This is a genomic window from Microbacterium sp. PM5, from assembly GCF_003293595.1.
Taxonomy (GTDB): Bacteria; Actinomycetota; Actinomycetes; order Actinomycetales; family Microbacteriaceae; genus Microbacterium.
In genome coordinates this window covers 331651-349470 of the sequence record NZ_CP022162.1, presented here as the reverse complement: position 1 = coordinate 349470, position 17820 = coordinate 331651, and the positions used below count along the sequence as shown (strand labels likewise).

Genomic DNA, 17820 nt, shown 5'->3' with positions numbered 1-17820 from the left:
GCGGGGTACAAGCGCGCGGCGAAGCAACGGGAGCGCATCGACTCCCGATAGCGGGTTGCCCTAGCCAACGAACCAGGTCAGGCCTGACTCTGCGGGGTCTGTTCGCAACGCGGCGATCAGAATGGTCATCCAGCGACGCGCATCTTCGGGCGCCGTGGCTCGCAACGCGCGCGCGGCGCGGGATATCTCCCACTGGAGTTCGGTCGATATGACCGGTCCGAGCCGAGCGGCAATGCCAAGCGCGAGCGCCGAACGCTCGGGAACCGAGACGTACTCATCGACGAACCACCCTGCCAGAACCCGAGACGCCTCGTTCTCGACTCGTCCCATACTGAAAAGCACCGCGAATGCCGGTTGTTCCTCAGCCCACCGGAGCCACTCGTAGCCCGTCGCCGCGGCTACAAAGCCCCGTGCCCCCGACGGTGTGTTCAGCACATCGGCGAGGTAGTCCGCTTCCTCCGGCACTGACGGAGGAGCCCCGGCCGCGAGTTCCTTCGCGCGCGCGTGGTGGTCCAAGACACCCATGTTCATCAACGACGCCCATGCGTCCAACGCCAGGGGAAGGGCCGCGTGTTCGTCGTCGCTTGGATATGCCACCGGTGTGATCCGGAGGTTCTCCCACCGGGGGCTGCTCGGCTCGTCGGTGAGCACGAACCGAGGCTGCGCGCTCGGCGGAAGCCCACGGGCCAAGTACGTCATGGCTACATCGCTGTGGCTGTAGCCGACGAAGAGCACTGTCCAGTGCTCGAAGAGATCCTGCACGAATCGTCGAGCCCACCCGTCGGTGAGATAGCCCCGCCCGAAGTCGTCGTCGGTGACCACGAGCTCCGACGCTGGACGAGACGCGGAGCCATGTAGGTGGACGAGCCCCCGAACCTCTCTCCCCAGTGGCAGAGCAGGCCCGGAGTACTCTTCGCCGAGACTCAGGGCTGTCTCGGAGGCTGCGGCTTCAATGTGTAGGTCGTAGTTCGTCGTAACGATCGGCGCACCGGCTGCGGTCGCGAGGCGAGCGAGTGCTCGGTGATTGGCGTTGAGAAGCGACTGAGCACTCCCGGTGATCGCGCGCACCTGATCCTTGACGAGCGGATGCGCCTGCATTAGCTGACCCAGGAACCGGTCCGGGGTGAGAGTAGCGTCGTACTCCTCGCCGAGAGTTTGAGCGATTGTGCGAGCCAGGCCGTCGTAGAGCGGCAGGCTAGACGGTGCGTTGATAGATACGCCCGCACCGACGAACAAGACCAGTCGGACGTTACGTGCGGCTGCCAACGGGTCGTTTGGGACGTCGATATCGTTGGTAAGCCTCACCCCGTAGAATCTCTCACGGCTTTTCCGCTCAATCCTCCTTGATGCTCCGGCCGCTGGCGCAACCGTCCGTCCCGGCGGGGCACTAGATGGGAGTGCAGGTTTCCGACATGAACGATCGGGCCGGCCCCATCTGGGCGCATAGGTCGGTCCTTGAGTTGCTACGTGGTGTCGGCGTCGAGATAGGTTGAGGCGGTGAGGAGCGCGAGGCGATGAGCGTTGCCGTGCAGGTCGCGGACTACTCAAGATTGCCGGCGTCATGGGCGGACGCACTGCCCCGGACGCTCGACCTAGATAGCCTCTATGCAGTGGTCGACGCTCTCTATTCGGCCAGGCCGGGAGCAGTCTCTCCACTGCGACGCACGGACGTGTTCCGTGCATTCCATCTCACGCCCCTCGCTTCAGTGCGTGTCGTGATCCTTGGTCAGGACCCCTATCCAGATCCGGCCCACGCGCACGGGCTTGCGTTCTCGATGCCGTCCGTTGGTCGCGTTGGCCGACCGCAGTCTCTTGGGAAGATCTTCGGATCGCTCCGTCGTGATCTGAATCTGAGCCCTCTAAGCAACGATCTGTCTCCCTGGGCTGACCGTGGAGTTCTCCTCCTGAATGCCGCATTGACCCATCGCATTGGGGCGAAGACTCCTGACACGTCGATGTGGGAGGACTTCACGCGCGCGGTCCTGGAGTTGGTCGCGGCGAAGAGCGACCGCGTGGCATGGCTCCTTTGGGGTGAGTTCGCTGTTGATCTCGCAGACAGCGTTCAAGTCTCGAATACCAGACACCGGCGATTCGAGAACGCCCACCCCCGGGCTAGTCGCGCCAACCGCCCGCTGCTCGGGCAGGATCCTCCATTCACAAAGGCCAGCATGTTCTTGGGGACGAACCCGCTCCTTGATTGGTCGAACTGACTCCGGCGTAGAGATGTCAATGGTGCTTGCAGCGGCCCGCAAGCCGGTCCCCTCGCGCGACCTGCAGGCGGATAGGTCAAGCCGGTCCGTCGTGTCATCGCGCGTTACGGTCGACATTGTGCGACGATCGCAATCCAGCGAATAGTTCGCGTGCCAGAAGCAAAGGTGACCTTCTAGGTCCGCCATTTTAGGGGGTTAGCGGTGCGCGACGAAGACGCCCGCCAGGTTGTCGACGACATCGTGCAACTCCTTCGCTCCCCAGAGATTGGGTTGAACGAGCTCGTCGAACAGCATCTCGACGCCGTAGCTAACGGTCGCGTCGTCGAGAACGTTGGGGAGAACACTCCGAAGAAGTCAGGCAGGGCAGACTCGCGAAAGCTTCTGCCGAGCGATGTCCGTCACCGGCATCTCACCGTGACGGAACAACTATCCGGCCTGATTGACCTAATCGAAGTGGCCGTCGCCGGAACAATCGACGTCGAAGAACGCACCGTAGAGATGGCTCGCGAGTTTCTGCCGGAGAACGCGGCCCTGAAGATTCTGTTCAGCAGCGACCCTGCGAACCTCGCTGAAGAAGCCAGTCCTCGTCGGTCGCATCCATTCGAGAACGAGCCGAGAGCCGTGACTGCGCCCAGCGCAGGCAGGATGGACGCGGCCAAGGGAATTCTCGACACGTTGCGACAGCTGCGCGAGGTAACTGGGGTGTCGCGCGCAGACTGGCTGGAACCACAAGAGGAAAGGCTCAACTCGACCCGACCAAACTGGAGAAACTCGTGATGGCCTCCGCGATCCCTACGGCCTCCACCCCGAGCCAACTTCTGGCTCAGCTACGCGCTCAACTGCCCCAAGCATTCCCCACAACCATGTCCGCGACCGCTACCCCTGGGAACGACCTCTACGAGGCCTACCTATTCGGACTAGTGCTCGAGGCAGCGAAGATAGCTGGCTACCTCGTCGAGCTACGAGATGGCAGCGGGGCCGCCAGCCAACTGCACCTCCGACGCAGTCCTGGACGGATCTTCAGTACGGGTGCGCCCGGCGCCCACTTCACCCACGCACGCCTAACAGTCGGAAACCGCCCTCCACTAGAGGTGCACACGGGTGTACGTTTCGTGGGGAGGTCTAGAGTGCTCCACGAAGCAGACGTATTAGTCATTCCGGAGAAGGACGCGAACCGGTGTCGCACGGTCGGTGTCGACCCCCAAAGCAAGGCGGCCTTCCTGGTCATTGAAGCCAAGTATTGGACGAAAGCGGTGAAGCTCGGCACCGGACGGGAGTTTCTCGGTCTAAGACGAGACTCGTCCGCGAAAGCGCAAGCGTTCGTCTGCACCGTCGCCAAGTCCTCGGCGATTGCACTTCTCGCTGGGTCGCCGGGGGTTGAGTACGACGACGGTGTATTGCCAGCCTTAGCGGGCGAGCAAAGTCTCCGCAGCTACGTCCATCGCTTGCTTCGCGACTACCGAGATCGTCAGTGAGCGGTCGGCCTCTGCGACACCATCCGCACCTGGCTGCGCGATGCCCCGTCGCACCGGTCTCCGTGTCGCATACCCGGCACAGATGCCCGACGCGCGGGCGCCATACGAGCTGAGCATGCGAAGCGCGTGTCCATAGAATCAGCGCGATGACAACTGAAATCCCCCCTCATCTGCCCACCGACGCTACGCACGCCTTCGGGTCGGTCGCCGCGGCGTCCGTCATGGCCGAGTGCCTCCGCGTTCAAGCAGACGTCCTCCCGCGTTCAGGATTCGCGCGGTTCCTCGGCCGATCGCCGCTCTCCGAGGATTCGCGTCCGTGGTATCTCGGCGCGCTTGGTGAGTTGGACGTGGCAGCGCGTCTTGAGTCGCTCGACGGCGGCTAGACGGTGCTTCATCCGGTGCCGGCCGGCACGCGCGGGAGCGACATCGACCACGTGGTCGTCGGCGCGGCCGGTGTGTTCACCATCAACTCGAAGTTCCACGAAGGCGCGCGCATCTGGGTCGGAAGTCGCCGGCTGCTCGTCAGTGGTCAGAAGACAGACCACTTGCGGAACACGCGCTACGATGTCGCGAGAACCCAAAAACTGCTCGAAGCCGTGATCGGCTCGAGCGTCCCTGTGCGCGGCGCGATCGTGATCGTCGGCGCCAAAGAGATCACCATTCGCGAGCAGCCGGACGACATCGCGGTGCTGACGGCGCCCCAGCTCGTGCGGTGGTTGAAGAAGCAGAAGCCGATTCTCGAGCCCACTCAGCTGGCGGTAGTGGTGGCGGCCGTTCGCGCCGAGGTGACCTGGTCGAACGAGCCGTGATTTGTCCCCTATCCAGGTATTTTTCTTGGATGCAGGTAAGTGGAGCCGGATAGCTTTAGATGCCGCCGACCATCATGGATGCCTGCGTGCATTGCTTTTGTACTTGATTGTTCGTGGGCCAGCAGTTTTCCACCGAGTCGCCTCGGTTGTTCTATTGCTGGGCGGCTCGACTAGGTCGGTCGGTCTGTACTGTGGCCGTTCCGCCATCGCATGGTGGAAGCGGCCTGGGCGGAATCTCTCGTGGGCCGATTCAACGCCTCGCCGCCTAGCATCCACACGGGTGACGCCGCGGGAAACGCCACTCGATTCACCTGGTAAGTCGGGTGGCGGCACTGAGTGTTCGGCGACGCCGCTGCCCGTTCGTCTGCGCGAGGCGGCAGGGAGAGGGCGCCCGGACTTGAGCCCGGGCCCCCTCATCGCGGCTCACTGCTCAGTCGCGATCTACACCTAATCCTCGATACCCGCCGCGCGAGCGAGGGTGTCGAAGGCGGGCATCATGAGCAGGACCGATCGCGCGACCGCCTGCCTTGCAGCCGCCGCCTGTTCGGGGTCTACGGGCTTCTTGCTCTTCTGCTGCCGCGCCTTGAGGTCCTCATGCAGCAGCAACAGACCCAGACCGGTGCCGACAGCGTAGCGGTCTGACGCCTCCTGGGCGCCGGTATCGGTGAGCTCCTTGGCGCGCATCTGGATGTAGCCCTTGTACGGTGAATAAGTGCTGTTGAGCACGATCGTCGGGATGCGCTGCTGGCCGAGCTTAGCCAGCTCCTTGTACTCCTCCCGTTCCGACGCGAGTGTTGCGGCCTCGATCTCGTCCACGCCTCCGGGAACAGAGTTATTCCAGCCGTTGCCGTATTCCTCGGGTGTCTGCCAGAGCACCGCCACTTGACCACCCTCGCCGGCGCCGCCACTGCCATGGCCGTTGCCGCCGCCAGACCTCCCAGGCATCTCGTCGACGACTACGAGAGCGGTCGTGTAGGACATCGTCGATCCGATGCCGCCGGACGCCCGGTGCCAGCCGTCAAGCGAAGCCGTCAGGGTGAACTCGCCCTCGGTGGCTCCCTCGGGCACTTGCAACTGCACACGGACGTAGCCGTCGCGAAGCCGACCGACCACGATGTGCTTCAAGGGCTTAATGTCCGGATGGTCGGTCGTGAACGACAGCGCGCCGCGCCCACTGTCGAGAAAGTCGTCGACGGCGTTCAGCATGTACTCGAGATAGCGCACCTTGCCGTCCTCCACGATGAGCTTGTCTGGGCCCTCGAGGGTGGTCGGGTCGGGGTAGGTCTCAACCTTCTTCCGGACCCGCGGGCCGCCGGTGCCCGTCGCCCCGCCTCCCGCGGATCCACCGGATCCCCCGAGATTGAAACCCTTGACCTTCAGCGCCGTGGCAATGCGTCGGCCGACGTCGAGCGCGGAGCGTCCCCCGCTCGCGGACGAGATCGCCTCCCGGACCAATTGGTTGTTGAGCTCGCGCAGCTTGTGCCAGTTATCCAGGAAGTCCGCCACCTGGTCCTCGAGTTGAAGCGCCGCCTCATTCGACAGCAACTGTGACCGGTCCGGCGTGAACAACGCCGTCCTGTGCTCGATGGGCAGGTCGTCGGTCTCGACGACTACGAAGATCCGCTCGTAGAGCTTGTTCAGCGAGGTACGCAGGCGGAAATCCGCCGGAGTCCAATGGTGGTGGACCTGACCGTTGGACGTGAAGACGAGCGCATGGCCCTTGGCGACGAACCGGCGGCGAGTCCCCTTGTCCCCAGTCGGAAAAACGCAGTACCTCACCGGCAGCTTGTAGCTGACGCCGCCGAAGGTGTAGAGCATCTCCTCGTCGTCCTCGAGTCGCTCGGGGCTAGGGTTGTCGGCGAGCCGTCTGCTGAGGCCGCGGAGGTACTCGTTCTTCCCCCGCGTAATCTCGTTAGTGAAACGAACGGGCATGATGGGCGACAACAGGCGCGTGTTGAGCACCATGTCGAACGAGCGCTCGTCACCGGACCGGGCACGGTGGAAACCCTCGACACCGTAGGACACCAGCGCCAGATGGGTGCCGGGCTCGAACTGAGGGTAGGCGCTGGCCGGCGCCGACCACGGCTGCGCCGCCGAGTTCGTTTCCCAGTCAGTGGTGACGAGGTAGGAGGCTGTCTGGCCCTTTCCATGGGCGTCCCACAACACGACCGCCACCGCGATGCGGTCGTCGGCCGGCTCCATCTCGGGCGCGCGTCGAGTCACCAGCACGACGGCCTTCGCATTCCGATAGGTGCTTGCGCCACCGATGCCGAACGCGCCTTGGTGCCACCTAGTGTCGATCTTGTGGCTCGAACCGAGAGCGAAGATAGTTCCAGGAATAGCCCCTGGCTCCATCCCACAGCCTTGATCCCTGTAGACGATCGTCAACCGCTTGGAGGAGCGCGTCGGGCTATCAGACTCCCGGAAGGCGACGGTTACCATGTCGGCTCGCTGCTGGTAATTCATGCCGCTAAGGAGGTCCTCGGCAGCCTCGGCAGGCGTCTGGTACGGGACTTTGCTGAGATCACCCCACTTGGCAGCTGCGAGCCTCTCCAGCACACCGTCCTGCTCGTTGGTGACGGGCTCGAGGGCCTTGTACTCGTATGAGCCGCTAGAGGCCATAAGCCCGTAATTGTTGTATCGGTCGCCGATGGGACGCACATAGCGCGCTCCCACAGCACTCTCAATGAGCGCCGCGACCGCGACTGCGTCGTCGTACGTCGTCGCATTGATCGCCGACTCGATGATCTTGGTCTCGACGCTTGCGATGGTGGTGCTGGTGTTGGTCACTTGAGTGTTCCTTCGCTGGTTGCGGTGATTGGGGAGGATTCGCGCCGGAGTTGCCGGCCGATATCCGTTAGCCAGTAGCGGCCCTCGATAAGGCGAGGCTCGACGAGCCCCCACTCTCGGGCGCGAGCCACGTAACCCTGCGCTACGGAGCTGGCCGTCGCCGGACTCCATTCGGGATGCGTCTCCCGGAAACGATTCACGAGCGCCAGGCGGTCGGGTCCATCCGCGGCGGCGGCGAGCAAGTGGTCGAACCCCCAGCGATCCCCGGGCGCGTGTTCGGCCAGGTAGGTCATGAACCGCTCCATGAGCGCGGGATCGTGGGGCAGCTCCAACGACAGTCCGTCCAGCTCCTTGAGCAGGCGCCAGCCCGCCGTTGTGAGCCCAGTGCCCAGGCCGTTATCGGACGAGACCTGCAAAGCCTGCCATGCGAAGAGCGGCCCGGACGCTGGGATCCCCTCACCCACACGACGCGCGAGCGTGCCGATTGCGAAGTTCTGGAAGCCTCGCTCCGCAGACGGTTGCTTCGTCGAGTTTGTCGGGAACAGCACCGTGAGCTTCCGGCCGGGATTGCTTCGCTCGAGCGCATGGAGTTGAGCGCCGTAGTACCAGGCGGCCTTCGTGATGCGGCCGAGGTAGTCCTCAAAGGGGATGGGACCGTCGGCCGTGTACCGTGCGAGCCGGTGCAGCGCCCACATAGACACATAGTCGCGGTTGTGTAATCCAAGGAGCGGCCCGTTCGCCACCGATGCCTCGCCCCTGTCCAGAATGAACGGGCGCGCTTCGGGCGCGGTAAGGGTAGTCGCGGTCAGGTCGTCCAGAGCCAGCTCCTCGCGTTCCCAGGCGGGGAGGTTCGCGAAAAGCGTGCGCGCCTCGGTGAAACCAGCCGATTGCTCAGGTTCGTTCTTGGAAACCTCCGAGTCGGCGAGCAGCAGCGGCCCGTGAGAATTGCGCTCAGGAGGAGCCTCCGGATAGTCGAGTTCGTCGAGGAGGTTCTCAACTGCCTCACGCATCAACTCCGCACGAGTGCGAAAGCCGCCGCGCTCGGCGACGATCGTCTCGTCCATCCGTCTTATCAGAGAGATCGGGAACGGCACTTTGACGATGCGTTCACTATCTGCGTCTCTTGTGGTCATAGGATGACTATACAGTAACTCTATCTTCTCCGCAAGCTCCTTTTCAGATATATTCGCCTTATGGACACGTAGCCTCGATACGCCAGACGCATCCGGGATCGGGCTCTTCTCAACGCGTAACCGTCCCGCGCGCATGATCTCGCGGCTCCTCGAAGTCGCGCCTGACACCGCGGGCGAGGCGACATGAGAGCTTCAGTGCTCGCCCGGCAGCCAGCATGTCGGGTAACGCGCTGTCACGCACGTCGCCGACACGTCTCGAATGCGGTGCTTCCGAAGTGCTGGTCGACCCACCGACGCCAGTTGCGAGCACCACCTAGTAATGCAGGCCCAGACCCTCCTTGCTCCAGGAACGATCGATGAGCCTGCTACGGCGGTGACGAGCTGGCGCTAGAGTCTCGAAATGGAAGAGCAGGGGTCGTCGCGGGCGTCGTGGGCGAGCTCAGAGCGCGTCTCAAAATCGATGCGATCCAACCGCGGTCGCGACACGAGTCCCGAGCTTGCGCTGCGTCGGATGCTGCATGCGGCGGGTTACAGGTACAGAGTCGACCATTCCCCAGGCCCGGATCGGCGACGACGCGCAGACATCGTCTTCACACGTCTCCGCATCGTGGTCTTCGTCGACGGTTGCTTCTGGCACTCATGCCCGATCCATGGAACCGTGCCCAAGACCAACGTCGACTACTGGGTGCCGAAGCTGAAGCGGAACCGGCTTCGCGACATGGAGACAACGCAAGCCCTGGAAACCAGCGGCTGGACGGTAGTCCGCATCTGGGAACACGAATCGGTTGCCGACGCCGCCGCGCGCGTCATGGCCGCTGTCAGTGGCAGGCGCAGATCACTCGGACTACCCGACTAACGTGTCTACGCTGCGCGACGAGTGCGATAGCGTCACGATCGTGAAGAAGATTGTCCCACCGCCAGGCGGCGTCTGTGTGCCGGACGAGCGGCGCGGGCACGCGTCCGTTCCGCACATTGCGCATGGCCCGGAGGACGACGCTGAGCTCAGGAAGGTGTGGTCATGGCTCGTTGCGCGTCCTTTGCCCGGACTACTCACGCGCGCCGTCGACGACGCGGTGAAGTACGTGCTCGACGGCGCGAGGACCGGACGATTCGATTTACTCAGTCCCGACGTCGACTCTGACGAGCGAGCGTCCGTCGGCACCAAACTTCAGTATCGCGTTCTGAACGAGCTGGGTTTGTACAAGGAGCCACCGCTCGACACGCGAATCCTTGGGATCCCGGTCGAGCTAAAAGGCACGGTCCGTTCGAACTGGATGATCCCGACTGAGGGCCAATGCGAGATCAGCGTGCTCATCCAGGCTGATGCTGCCGGGCGACGTCACCGCGCATTCCTGATGCGCGCTCACCGGATCTGGCTGAATGACGGAGCGAACAAGGACCGGAAACGTGGGATCGCTGCGGACGCCCTCGGACGGTTCTCGCTCCCTCTGATCGACTGGACGCCGCTTCCCGCCGAACCATTGGCCCAGCTCACCCCCGAGCAACTCGCCGTAGTTTTCGCGCCGAGGGTAGGGCAAACTGCACGACTGACCGCACTTTTCGGGTTCCTACCCGACACAGTCATCCCCAGGTCGTCGATGGAGACGGTGTGCTTCGGGAACAAGGACCCAATGCGCCGCGCGAGACAGGCGAAGGACGCAGTGCGCGCGACGTCCGGGCTTGAGGTACTGGTCGGCACATGGGTCGCCGACCGTCTACGAGCGAGGGAACTCGGATTCGAGCTGGGTGATGATGGATGGGTAGCGGTGAGTCCATCGAAAATTCAGCCCCGGGTCGACGTAACCCCGGCTCAGCTTGAAATCGAGTGGGACCTGCAGACGCCCAGGCGGGGCTAAGCGACCGCCAGCTCCAACTCCTGCTCGTCGGCAACACGCTGCGCTAGGAGGTGCGGCTTGATCTGCTGGGCGATCGCTCGGGCCAGGCCGGAGGGCACGGCATTTCCGATCTGGCGCGCGATCTGAATCTTCGTGCCGACCCAACGGTAGTCGGGCGGGAAGTCCTGGATCAGCGAGGCCTCGAAGTGGCTGATCACTCGGTCTACCGATCGGACCGGGTCGCTGCGGTACTGACCGTACTCCTCCACCCACTCACCGGGCTCCCATTGCGGGTGAAGGTATCGCCCTTTCTCCGGCTTGAAGAACTCGGTCCGGATCGTCACGGATGGTGCGTCCCAACGGAGACGGCCCATCACGTCTGTCGTTCCCGTGGGTTTGTTCGCCCAGCAGTTAGGCAGCAGGGCCCGCGGAACGTCGAATCGCCCTCCGCCCGGCGGGACGAAGCTGTATCGATCGAGACTCTTGCTGGTCGGCGTCCGTCCGATGTGAAGGTCGAGTCCGCGGAAGACGCCCGGCATGGACTCGCCGAAAACCACAGATCTACTGTCCGGGAGTTCCGTCGTTGCAGGGCGCGGCGGGATGGCAGAGATAACATCACGGACGGTCCGCCAAGGCAGCAGTCCCGATCCTTCGACAGGCTCCTTCGCGTGCGTGGGTTCGGGCAGGTCAATCCGACCGATCCGTGATCCGATGACGATCGTCCGTTTACGTCGTTGCGCCACACCGTAGTCAGCAGCGTTGAGCACCGCGTGCTGGAGCTCGTACTCGGCCAGAGCGCCATGATCCGTCTCCGCCAACAGCATCGCGAACTCCGGCGACGTCGCGAACCTGTCGACGTTCTCGATGACGAAGATTTTGGGACGCGACCGCTTCACGAACCGCATGTACTCACGCCAGAGCTGATTTCTCGGGTCATTGATGTCCTTGAGCCCGAGGTTCGAGAATCCCTGGCAGGGTGGACCGCCGATGATGATGTCGGCCTCGGGGATGGCCTCGTCAGGCACACGCGCGATGTCTCCCGCGATCACATGTTCCTCACCGAAATTTGCCGCGTACGTGGCCGCGGCCGCTCGATCCCACTCGACCGCGAGCACAGAGCGGAATCCCTCTGCTGCGAACCCGACCGTCATGCCTCCGCAACCGGCGAACAGGTCGATCATGCGAAGGGTCTTGGTCATAACATCGATCGTATGCTCGGCTTCCGACATCGCGGTCCGCCCCGCCGGAGGAAGCGGTCTCCGTCACGCGTGGTCGCTACCGCCCAGGCTCACATCGTTGTTGTCCGATGTCTCACATCGTTGTTGTTCGATGTGTTGGACACCCCGGACGTCGTAAGACGACAGAGCGAGACTGCCAACGGTGCTGGCACAATCGGCCGCTGTGCCGGCGGTGATGATCTCCAGCACCGCGACACGCCATGATGGGGCCGGGAGCCAGAAGCCATCGCACTTCGGCGAGAACACCGGAGCCGCCGACTGAGACGGATCGGCGGATTGAAGAACCGAGTGTTGTCGCGTTCTCTGATCGAGATGGCTCGAGGTGGAGATGAAGACCTTCATCTCGACTCCCGCTGTTGCAGCGCCAAGCCTATGTTGAGCGTGCGTCAATGGATCCGCCCCGCCTTCAGTTGGGCGGCCTAGCGTTCGGGCGCGGCGCAGTGCTCGTCGTCGAACGGCTGCTGAGCCTCGCCAATTGACGACGTCTTCCGCCATCTATCCACATCCGTCGCCAGTGGCGTTGACGGCGCCCGGCGAGTGTCCGACACTGGGCCGATACTGATGGCCGAGCCGGATTGAGCGGAGGTCGAGATGGGCACCATCACGCCATACGAGACGGCAAAGGGCCGCCGCTATCGCGTGCGCTACCGCAAGCCGGATCTCAGCGAGGCGCAGAAGCGCGGCTTCACGACGATGCGCGAAGCACAGCTCTACCTCTCGATGGTCACGGTGTCGAAGTCGAGGGGCGAGTACATCGACCCGAACGCCTCGCGCGTTACGGTTCGGATGTTCGCGGACAGCTGGTTGCGTTTCAAGCAGCCGCCGATGTCAAAACCCTCGTACTACATGACGCTCGAGCGGGCGTGGAACAACCACGTCGCTCCGGTCTGGGCGGACCGGGAGATCTGGTCGATCCGGCACTCTGAGGTTCAAGAGTGGGTGTCCGAGCTCTCGACACTGAGGTCGCGCACCGTCGTTCTTCGCGCCCTGGGCGTCCTTGCCGGCATCCTCGACGTCGCCATCGACGATCGTCGCCTCGCAACCAACCCTGCTCGAAACATTCGCAATCTGCCGCGGACAGGGCCTGGCAAGCGCCGCGTGTACCTCTCGCGCGACCAGGTGGCGACACTCGCGGCGTGCTCGGCGCACCCGACCATGGTCCTGACGCTGGCGTACACCGGATTGCGCTGGGGCGAGGCAACCGGGCTGCGCGTGCGCAGCGTGAACCGGCTGCGCAAGCGCTTCGTCATCGAAGAGAACGCGGTGATGACCGGCTACGAAATCCACGTCGGCACTCCGAAGACGCACGAGAAGCGCTCGGTCCCCTACCCCGATCGCCTCGCGCCCATGATCGAGCTGGCCTGCGCCGGCAAGGGCCCGGAAGGGCTGCCCTTTGGCGACGGGGTCCATCACATGCGCAACTCGGGCGCGCAGGGATGGGTTCGCGAACGCGGTGAAGCGTGCGCAGATGATCGATCCGTCCATCCCCCGGCTCACGCCTCACGACCTCGGCCATACGGCCGCATCGCTCGCGATCAGCTCCGGCGCCAACGTGAAGGCCGTGCAGCGGATGCTCGGCCACGCGTCGGCTGCGATGACGCTCGACACCTATGCCGACCTCTTCGACGACGATCTGGATGCCGTCGCATCTCGCCTCAACGACGCCATGCCGCTGCTCGCGTCGCCGACGGGTCCGCAGACCCGTTACCGCCGTCCGCAGTGACCGCCGAGCGCAGATTGCTCAGTTTCGGGCAAGGCTCGCGACGTCGAATCTGCCCGATTTCGTCGTTCTAGGACGTCGAACGAAGCCCATTGGAGGGCCTCGTTCTCAGCTCATAGGTTCCTCAAATGCGGCCAAATAGCGGCCAAAAACGAAATCTGTGAGGTCTGACATCGGAAGAAAAACCTGGTCAAGCGCAAAAAATAGATGTGCCCCTGGAGGGATTCGAACCCCCGACCCGCTCCTTAGGACGGAGTGGCTCTTCCACTGAGCTACAGAGGCTGGCGCATCGATTCTAGCCGGGCGGCGCCGGGGCGCCCGCCGCGACGGCGCCGTCCAGCGCCCACCGCAGGTACGGCGCGAGGTGCTCGGAGTACGCGACCGTGAGGTGTGTCTGGTCGTAGCGGATCGGCAGTGTCCCCGCGAACGCCGGGCAGACCTCCTGCCAACATGTGAAGGCCAGCGCACCCACCAGGCGATCGCCCGACGCCGCCGCGGCGGCCGCCGTCGCCGCCTGCATGTCGCGCCACACCGGCGTGATGCTCGTCGCGCACGCGTACGGCGACCCGACCCGCGTGTAGCAATTGCCGAGCGGCGCGCCCTCCGGCGGCGCCTCGAGGAAGACGATGCGCCCCGGCATCCCGTACCGCGCCATCTCTGCTGCCTCCGCGGCGATCAGATCTGCCGCGCTCAGGTCGCGCCCGTCCGCCGTACGGCCCAGCGTGTACGCGTTGGAGACCAGCACCTGCTCGGGGTGGTCGGCGGCGATCATCGCGGCGACGTCGTTCTTGCGCTGCGTGCACGCCTGCATCACCGCGGGGTCGTCGTTCTGCACCAGCACGTCGGTGAACCGGCATCCGTAGAGCCCGACCGTGGTGACGCGGATCGCTCCCCCGCTCTGCTCGGCGAGCGCCTTCAGGGCCGGTGCGTAGGCCATCGCGGTCGAGTCGCCCACGAGGTACAGGTGCCGCGGAGCATCGGCGCTGCCCCACGTGCACGCGGCGGCGTCCGGCTGCGGCGTCGGCGCGAAGCAGTCGTGCGCGGGATTGGCTCCCGACGACTGCGCCATCACCTCGTCGATCGACGGATGCAGATCGGGCCACGCGGTCGCCGACACCGCCGCCGCGAGATCGGCCTGCAGCGCCGCCGTGGGATCTTCGATCGCGGGCGCCGCCTGGCCCGTTCCCCCGGCCGTCGGCGGCAAGGGACGCGGCTGCTGCACCTGCACGACGAGCACGACCAGCAACGCGGCGGCGACGAGACCGGCGGCGGCCAACGCGACCTGCGTGCGAAAGCGCTCCCGCCATGCGGCCATCGGAGCCGCGATCGCCCCGGCCACACTATCCGCGATCGCGACCGACGGCACCCGCGGCGCCTCCACCGGCGGTGCAGCGCTCACAGGCTCGACGGGCGCGACCTCCGGAACGGATGCCGCTACCACCTCGACCGGCCCCGCCGCCGCACTCTGCGCCGCCGTCCGCGGACTGCCTGGGAAGTAGCGCGTGCCCGGCTGCCACCCCGCGGGACGCCGCGTCGCAATCTCGGGAGTCCGCACGACCGGCACCGCAGGCGCGACCGCGGGCGGTGTGGGCTCCGCGGCATCCGATGCCTCGACCGCCGGCTCCTCGGCATCGGCCGCCGCAATCGCCGGCACCCGCCCGCCCAGGAACGGCGCGTAGCGCAGCGGCTGCTCGATGATCGCGTACGACGCGAAGCCGACGACGGCGACGATCGCCAGGGTCAGCGGCAGCGACCACGGCGACGCGGGCAGCAGCGCGGCGGCGAACACGACCACCGGGAAGTGCCACAGATACAGCGAGTACGACGCGTTGCCCACGACCACCGCGACCGGGTTCGTCCACAGGAACAGTGTCCGCGGCGGCGCGGTCACGCCGCCGGCCAGCGCGAGCGCGGTCGCGAGCGTCGGCGCCGCCGCCCACGGCCCCGGAAAGCCCACAGCGGTCATGTCGATGAGCACCAGCGACGCCACGATGCCCGCGACCCCGATCCACGCGAGCAGCGCCCCGAGCGCCGCGGGAAGCCGACGCAGCAGCGGCACGCCTGCCGCGAGCAGCGCGCCCAGCGCGAACTCCCACGCGCGCGTCGCCGTCGAAAAGTACGCCGCCGTCGGCGCCGACGACCCCTGCAGCAGCGCCCAGCCGAAGGATGCCGCGATCACGACGACCGCCCACCCGGCGGCGACCGCGGCCGCCGCCCGACCGCGACGCGCCACGGCGGGAACGAACAGCAGCGACACGATCAGCAGCCCCGGCCAGACGAGATAGAACTGCTCCTCCACCGACAGCGACCAGAAGTTCTGCAGCGGCGACAACGCGTCGCCGGCATGGAAGTAGTCGGTGCCCTGCTGTGTGAATCGCCAGTTCGACACCAGCAGCAACGCCGAGGCACCGTCCCACATCACCTGCTCGGCCCGCGCCCGACCGAACAGAGCGAACGCGGCCCCGACCACGGCACCGACCGTGACGAGCGCCGCCGGCAGCAGCCGACGGGCACGCCGCGCGTAGAACCGCGACAGGCGGATGCGTCCCGCCTCCTGCTGCTCGCGCAGCAGCATTCCGGTGATCACGAACCCCGAGATGACGAAGAACACGTCGACACCGGCAAAGCCTCCCCGCGGCCAGCCGGCGGCGTGCGCGCCGATGACGGCCAGCACGGCGAGCGCGCGCAGACCCTGGATATCGCGACGAAGTGGCACGGGAACGCAGTCGTTCTCAAGGGGAAGGAAGAGGTCGACTCCAGCCTACGGGAGCGCTCTCAGCCCCAGGTCATCCGGGGGTCGCCCGACGCTCGCCGCCCCCCGCGACTCCGGGCGTGTTTTATAGGCTGGCAGGCAGCGACCGGCGACAGACGATCGAGGAAGAGGAACCCATGCACGCCTCCACACCCCCCGCGCCGCGACCGCGCTTCCTCGTGCCCGGCATCGCGATCGCGGCGATCATCGTCGCCGTCTGCGTGATCGTGGGGTTGGCCGTCGTCTGGAACTCCAGCGGCACGCAGGATGCCGCGGGGACGACCCCGGCCGCCGCCTCAGCGGAGCCCACCCCGACGCCGACGTCCTCGGCATCCGCACCGTCGACCGCGAGCACCGACTACCGCGAGCTCTGCGATGCCAACGGAGCCGCGGCGCAGGCGAAGCAGGGCACCGTCGCCGACGACCTCGCCGCGACGCGTCGCCAGTCGGCGGCGATCCGCGCGCTGCTTCCGATGACCGGCGTGCCCGCCGAGGTCGCCGCGGGCGCCGAGGTGTTCGCGGCGTCGACCGATGAGCTCATCGGCGTGCTCGAGGGGCTTGCTCCGCAGACGCAGATCGCCGACGTGCCGGTCGAGACCTTCACCAACACGCGAGCGATGCAGGCGGTCGGCAGCGACCCGAACTATCAGGCGTTCATCGGGTGGACGATCGAGACCTGCGGTCTCGCGCTCGCCGGCTGACCGTCGGCCGCGTCAGCGGCGATCTGCCGGATTGACCACGATCGAACGCCGACCGACGGCGAACCAGACGATGGGCCCCATCAGCGGGAACATCAGCGTGACGAGAATCCAGAGCGTCTTCTCCAGGCTCGTCGCCGCCGACGACGCGATGCTGACCACCGCACCGACGAACAGCGCGATGCCCGCAAGCACCACGATCAAGATCAGGACGTGCCAGCCGGAGAACTCCATGCCACCAGCATGCCCCGGCGGTCGTCACCGCGCGAGGTCGGCGGCGACATCCCCCAGCGCAGCCCGCACGCGGCGCACCGCCGAACGTGCCAGCGCGTCGGGGCGGGCCAGCACGTCCACGTGACGGTTGAGGGTGACCCCGGCCAGCGGTCGCAGCACCATGCCGTCGGTCGCCAGGGAGCGCGCCGTGAACCTCGGCATGACGGCGATCGCCGCCCCGGCGCGGACGATCTGCGCGGCGACGAAGAACTCGTTCACCCGGTGGGCGATGACCGGCGGCTCTCCGCTCAGCGCAGCGATCGCCTGCAGCACGCCGGTGAGCGGAAAGCCCTCGTGCGTCGAGATCCACGTCTGTCCGCGGAGGGCCGCGGGATCGATCCGATCGGCGGATGCCAGGGGGTGCGCCGCCGGCAGCGCGACGTCCAGCGGTTCGACGAACAGCGGCGTCATCACCATCCGCTCCCGCGGCCAGTCCGGGTCGTGGGCCAGCCGGTGCGCGATGACGAGGTCGTGCGCGGCCACGAGTCCGGGAAACTCCTCGCGCGCGACGTCCTCGTCGGTCAGGGCGACGGGTACGCCGTCGAGCGCGGCCAACAGGGGGCCGAACAGCGCGACGCCCGCACTGTGGAACGCCGACACGCGCACTGGCGCGGCATCGTGGGCGAGGAACGCTCCGACGCTCTCTCGGGCGAGCACGAGCGCCTCGTCGACGCGAGCGGCGGCCGCCGCGAGCGCGCGCCCGGCATCGGTCAGCACCAGCCGACGCCCCTGCTTCACGGTGAGCGGCACGGGAACGTCCGCCTGCAAAATCGCCAGCTGCTGAGACACCGCCGATGCGCTCACGTGCAGCGCCGCCGCGACCGCCGAGACGCTGCCGCGATCATCCAGCTCGCGCAGCAGCCGCAGGCGCATCGGATCCATAAGCA

At 65.9% G+C, this 17820-nt stretch carries 15 protein-coding genes, 1 tRNA gene and 1 pseudogene; 8 read left to right on the top strand and 9 right to left on the bottom strand.

The window, feature by feature from the left end; genetic code table 11:
* Positions 1-60: 60 nt before the first annotated feature.
* Entirely contained in the window at positions 61-1305 is a 1245-nt protein-coding gene (locus CEP17_RS01660; protein ID WP_162722385.1) for an SIR2 family protein, read from the bottom strand.
* 1106 nt (positions 1306-2411) lie between these two features.
* Here CEP17_RS01660 and CEP17_RS15045 point away from each other — a divergent pair.
* The 3 genes from CEP17_RS15045 to CEP17_RS01645 all read left to right on the top strand — a co-directional run bounded on the left by CEP17_RS15045 (position 2412) and on the right by CEP17_RS01645 (position 4494).
* Positions 2412-2987 carry a hypothetical protein gene (locus CEP17_RS15045; protein ID WP_162722384.1) on the top strand — a complete coding sequence of 192 codons (576 nt, stop codon included), beginning with the start codon at positions 2412-2414 and terminating at the stop codon, positions 2985-2987.
* A gap of 350 nt (positions 2988-3337) precedes the next feature.
* Positions 3338-3685 (top strand): hypothetical protein, encoded by a 348-nt coding sequence (locus tag CEP17_RS15040; protein ID WP_162722383.1) that lies wholly within the window; start codon positions 3338-3340, stop codon positions 3683-3685.
* A gap of 386 nt (positions 3686-4071) precedes the next feature.
* Positions 4072-4494, top strand: a complete 423-nt coding sequence (locus CEP17_RS01645) for a nuclease-related domain-containing protein (RefSeq protein WP_112931015.1) — start codon at positions 4072-4074, stop codon at positions 4492-4494.
* Positions 4495-4941: 447 nt separating this feature from the next.
* Here the strand turns inward: CEP17_RS01645 and CEP17_RS01640 are convergent, their stop codons facing one another.
* Positions 4942-7284 carry a hypothetical protein gene (locus CEP17_RS01640; RefSeq protein ID WP_112931014.1) on the bottom strand — a complete coding sequence of 781 codons (2343 nt, stop codon included), beginning with the start codon at positions 7282-7284 and terminating at the stop codon, positions 4942-4944.
* Positions 7281-8417: a ribbon-helix-helix domain-containing protein gene (locus CEP17_RS01635; RefSeq protein ID WP_162722382.1), complete on the bottom strand. Its 1137-nt coding sequence runs from the start codon at positions 8415-8417 to the stop codon at positions 7281-7283. The genes CEP17_RS01640 and CEP17_RS01635 overlap by 4 nt, the downstream gene beginning before the upstream one ends.
* 400 nt (positions 8418-8817) lie before the next feature.
* On the opposite strand from CEP17_RS01635, the gene CEP17_RS01630 reads away from it, so the two are divergent.
* The gene (locus CEP17_RS01630; RefSeq protein ID WP_112931012.1) at positions 8818-9273 is read left to right on the top strand and encodes a very short patch repair endonuclease; all 456 of its coding nucleotides are present in this window, start codon (positions 8818-8820) and stop codon (positions 9271-9273) included.
* Positions 9274-9313: 40 nt separating this feature from the next.
* Positions 9314-10273 carry a NaeI family type II restriction endonuclease gene (locus tag CEP17_RS01625; protein WP_162722381.1) on the top strand — a complete coding sequence of 320 codons (960 nt, stop codon included), beginning with the start codon at positions 9314-9316 and terminating at the stop codon, positions 10271-10273.
* On the opposite strand, the gene CEP17_RS01620 is transcribed toward CEP17_RS01625, so the two are convergent.
* Together CEP17_RS01620 and CEP17_RS01615 are read right to left on the bottom strand one after the other, a co-directional pair.
* Positions 10270-11451 carry a DNA cytosine methyltransferase gene (locus CEP17_RS01620; protein WP_112931010.1) on the bottom strand — a complete coding sequence of 394 codons (1182 nt, stop codon included), beginning with the start codon at positions 11449-11451 and terminating at the stop codon, positions 10270-10272. The two genes, CEP17_RS01625 and CEP17_RS01620, sit on opposite strands and share 4 nt — an antisense overlap.
* Positions 11452-11514: 63 nt before the next feature.
* Entirely contained in the window at positions 11515-11832 is a 318-nt protein-coding gene (locus tag CEP17_RS01615) for a hypothetical protein (RefSeq protein ID WP_112931009.1), read from the bottom strand.
* A gap of 249 nt (positions 11833-12081) precedes the next feature.
* Here CEP17_RS01615 and CEP17_RS15360 point away from each other — a divergent pair.
* Positions 12082-12381, top strand: a pseudogene (locus CEP17_RS15360) (site-specific integrase); the annotation flags it as partial.
* A 577-nt stretch (positions 12382-12958) separates the two neighbouring features.
* A complete protein-coding gene (locus tag CEP17_RS15355) occupies positions 12959-13213 on the top strand; it encodes a tyrosine-type recombinase/integrase (RefSeq protein WP_343234085.1) in 255 nt (84 codons plus the stop codon).
* Positions 13214-13420: 207 nt separating this feature from the next.
* Here CEP17_RS15355 and CEP17_RS01605 read toward each other — a convergent pair.
* Both CEP17_RS01605 and CEP17_RS01600 read right to left on the bottom strand, forming a co-directional pair.
* A tRNA-Arg gene (locus tag CEP17_RS01605) sits at positions 13421-13492 on the bottom strand.
* 13 nt (positions 13493-13505) lie between these two features.
* The gene (locus CEP17_RS01600) at positions 13506-15926 is read right to left on the bottom strand and encodes an acyltransferase family protein (protein WP_112931008.1); all 2421 of its coding nucleotides are present in this window, start codon (positions 15924-15926) and stop codon (positions 13506-13508) included.
* 173 nt (positions 15927-16099) lie between these two features.
* Here CEP17_RS01600 and CEP17_RS01595 point away from each other — a divergent pair, with 173 nt between their 5' ends.
* Positions 16100-16663: a hypothetical protein gene (locus CEP17_RS01595; protein WP_112931007.1), complete on the top strand. Its 564-nt coding sequence runs from the start codon at positions 16100-16102 to the stop codon at positions 16661-16663.
* A gap of 12 nt (positions 16664-16675) precedes the next feature.
* Here CEP17_RS01595 and CEP17_RS01590 read toward each other — a convergent pair whose 3' ends face one another.
* The gene (locus tag CEP17_RS01590; protein WP_036317189.1) at positions 16676-16894 is read right to left on the bottom strand and encodes a PLDc N-terminal domain-containing protein; all 219 of its coding nucleotides are present in this window, start codon (positions 16892-16894) and stop codon (positions 16676-16678) included.
* Positions 16895-16918: 24 nt separating this feature from the next.
* Positions 16919-17815, bottom strand: a complete 897-nt coding sequence (locus tag CEP17_RS01585) for a LysR family transcriptional regulator (protein WP_112931006.1) — start codon at positions 17813-17815, stop codon at positions 16919-16921.
* Positions 17816-17820 lie beyond the last annotated feature (5 nt).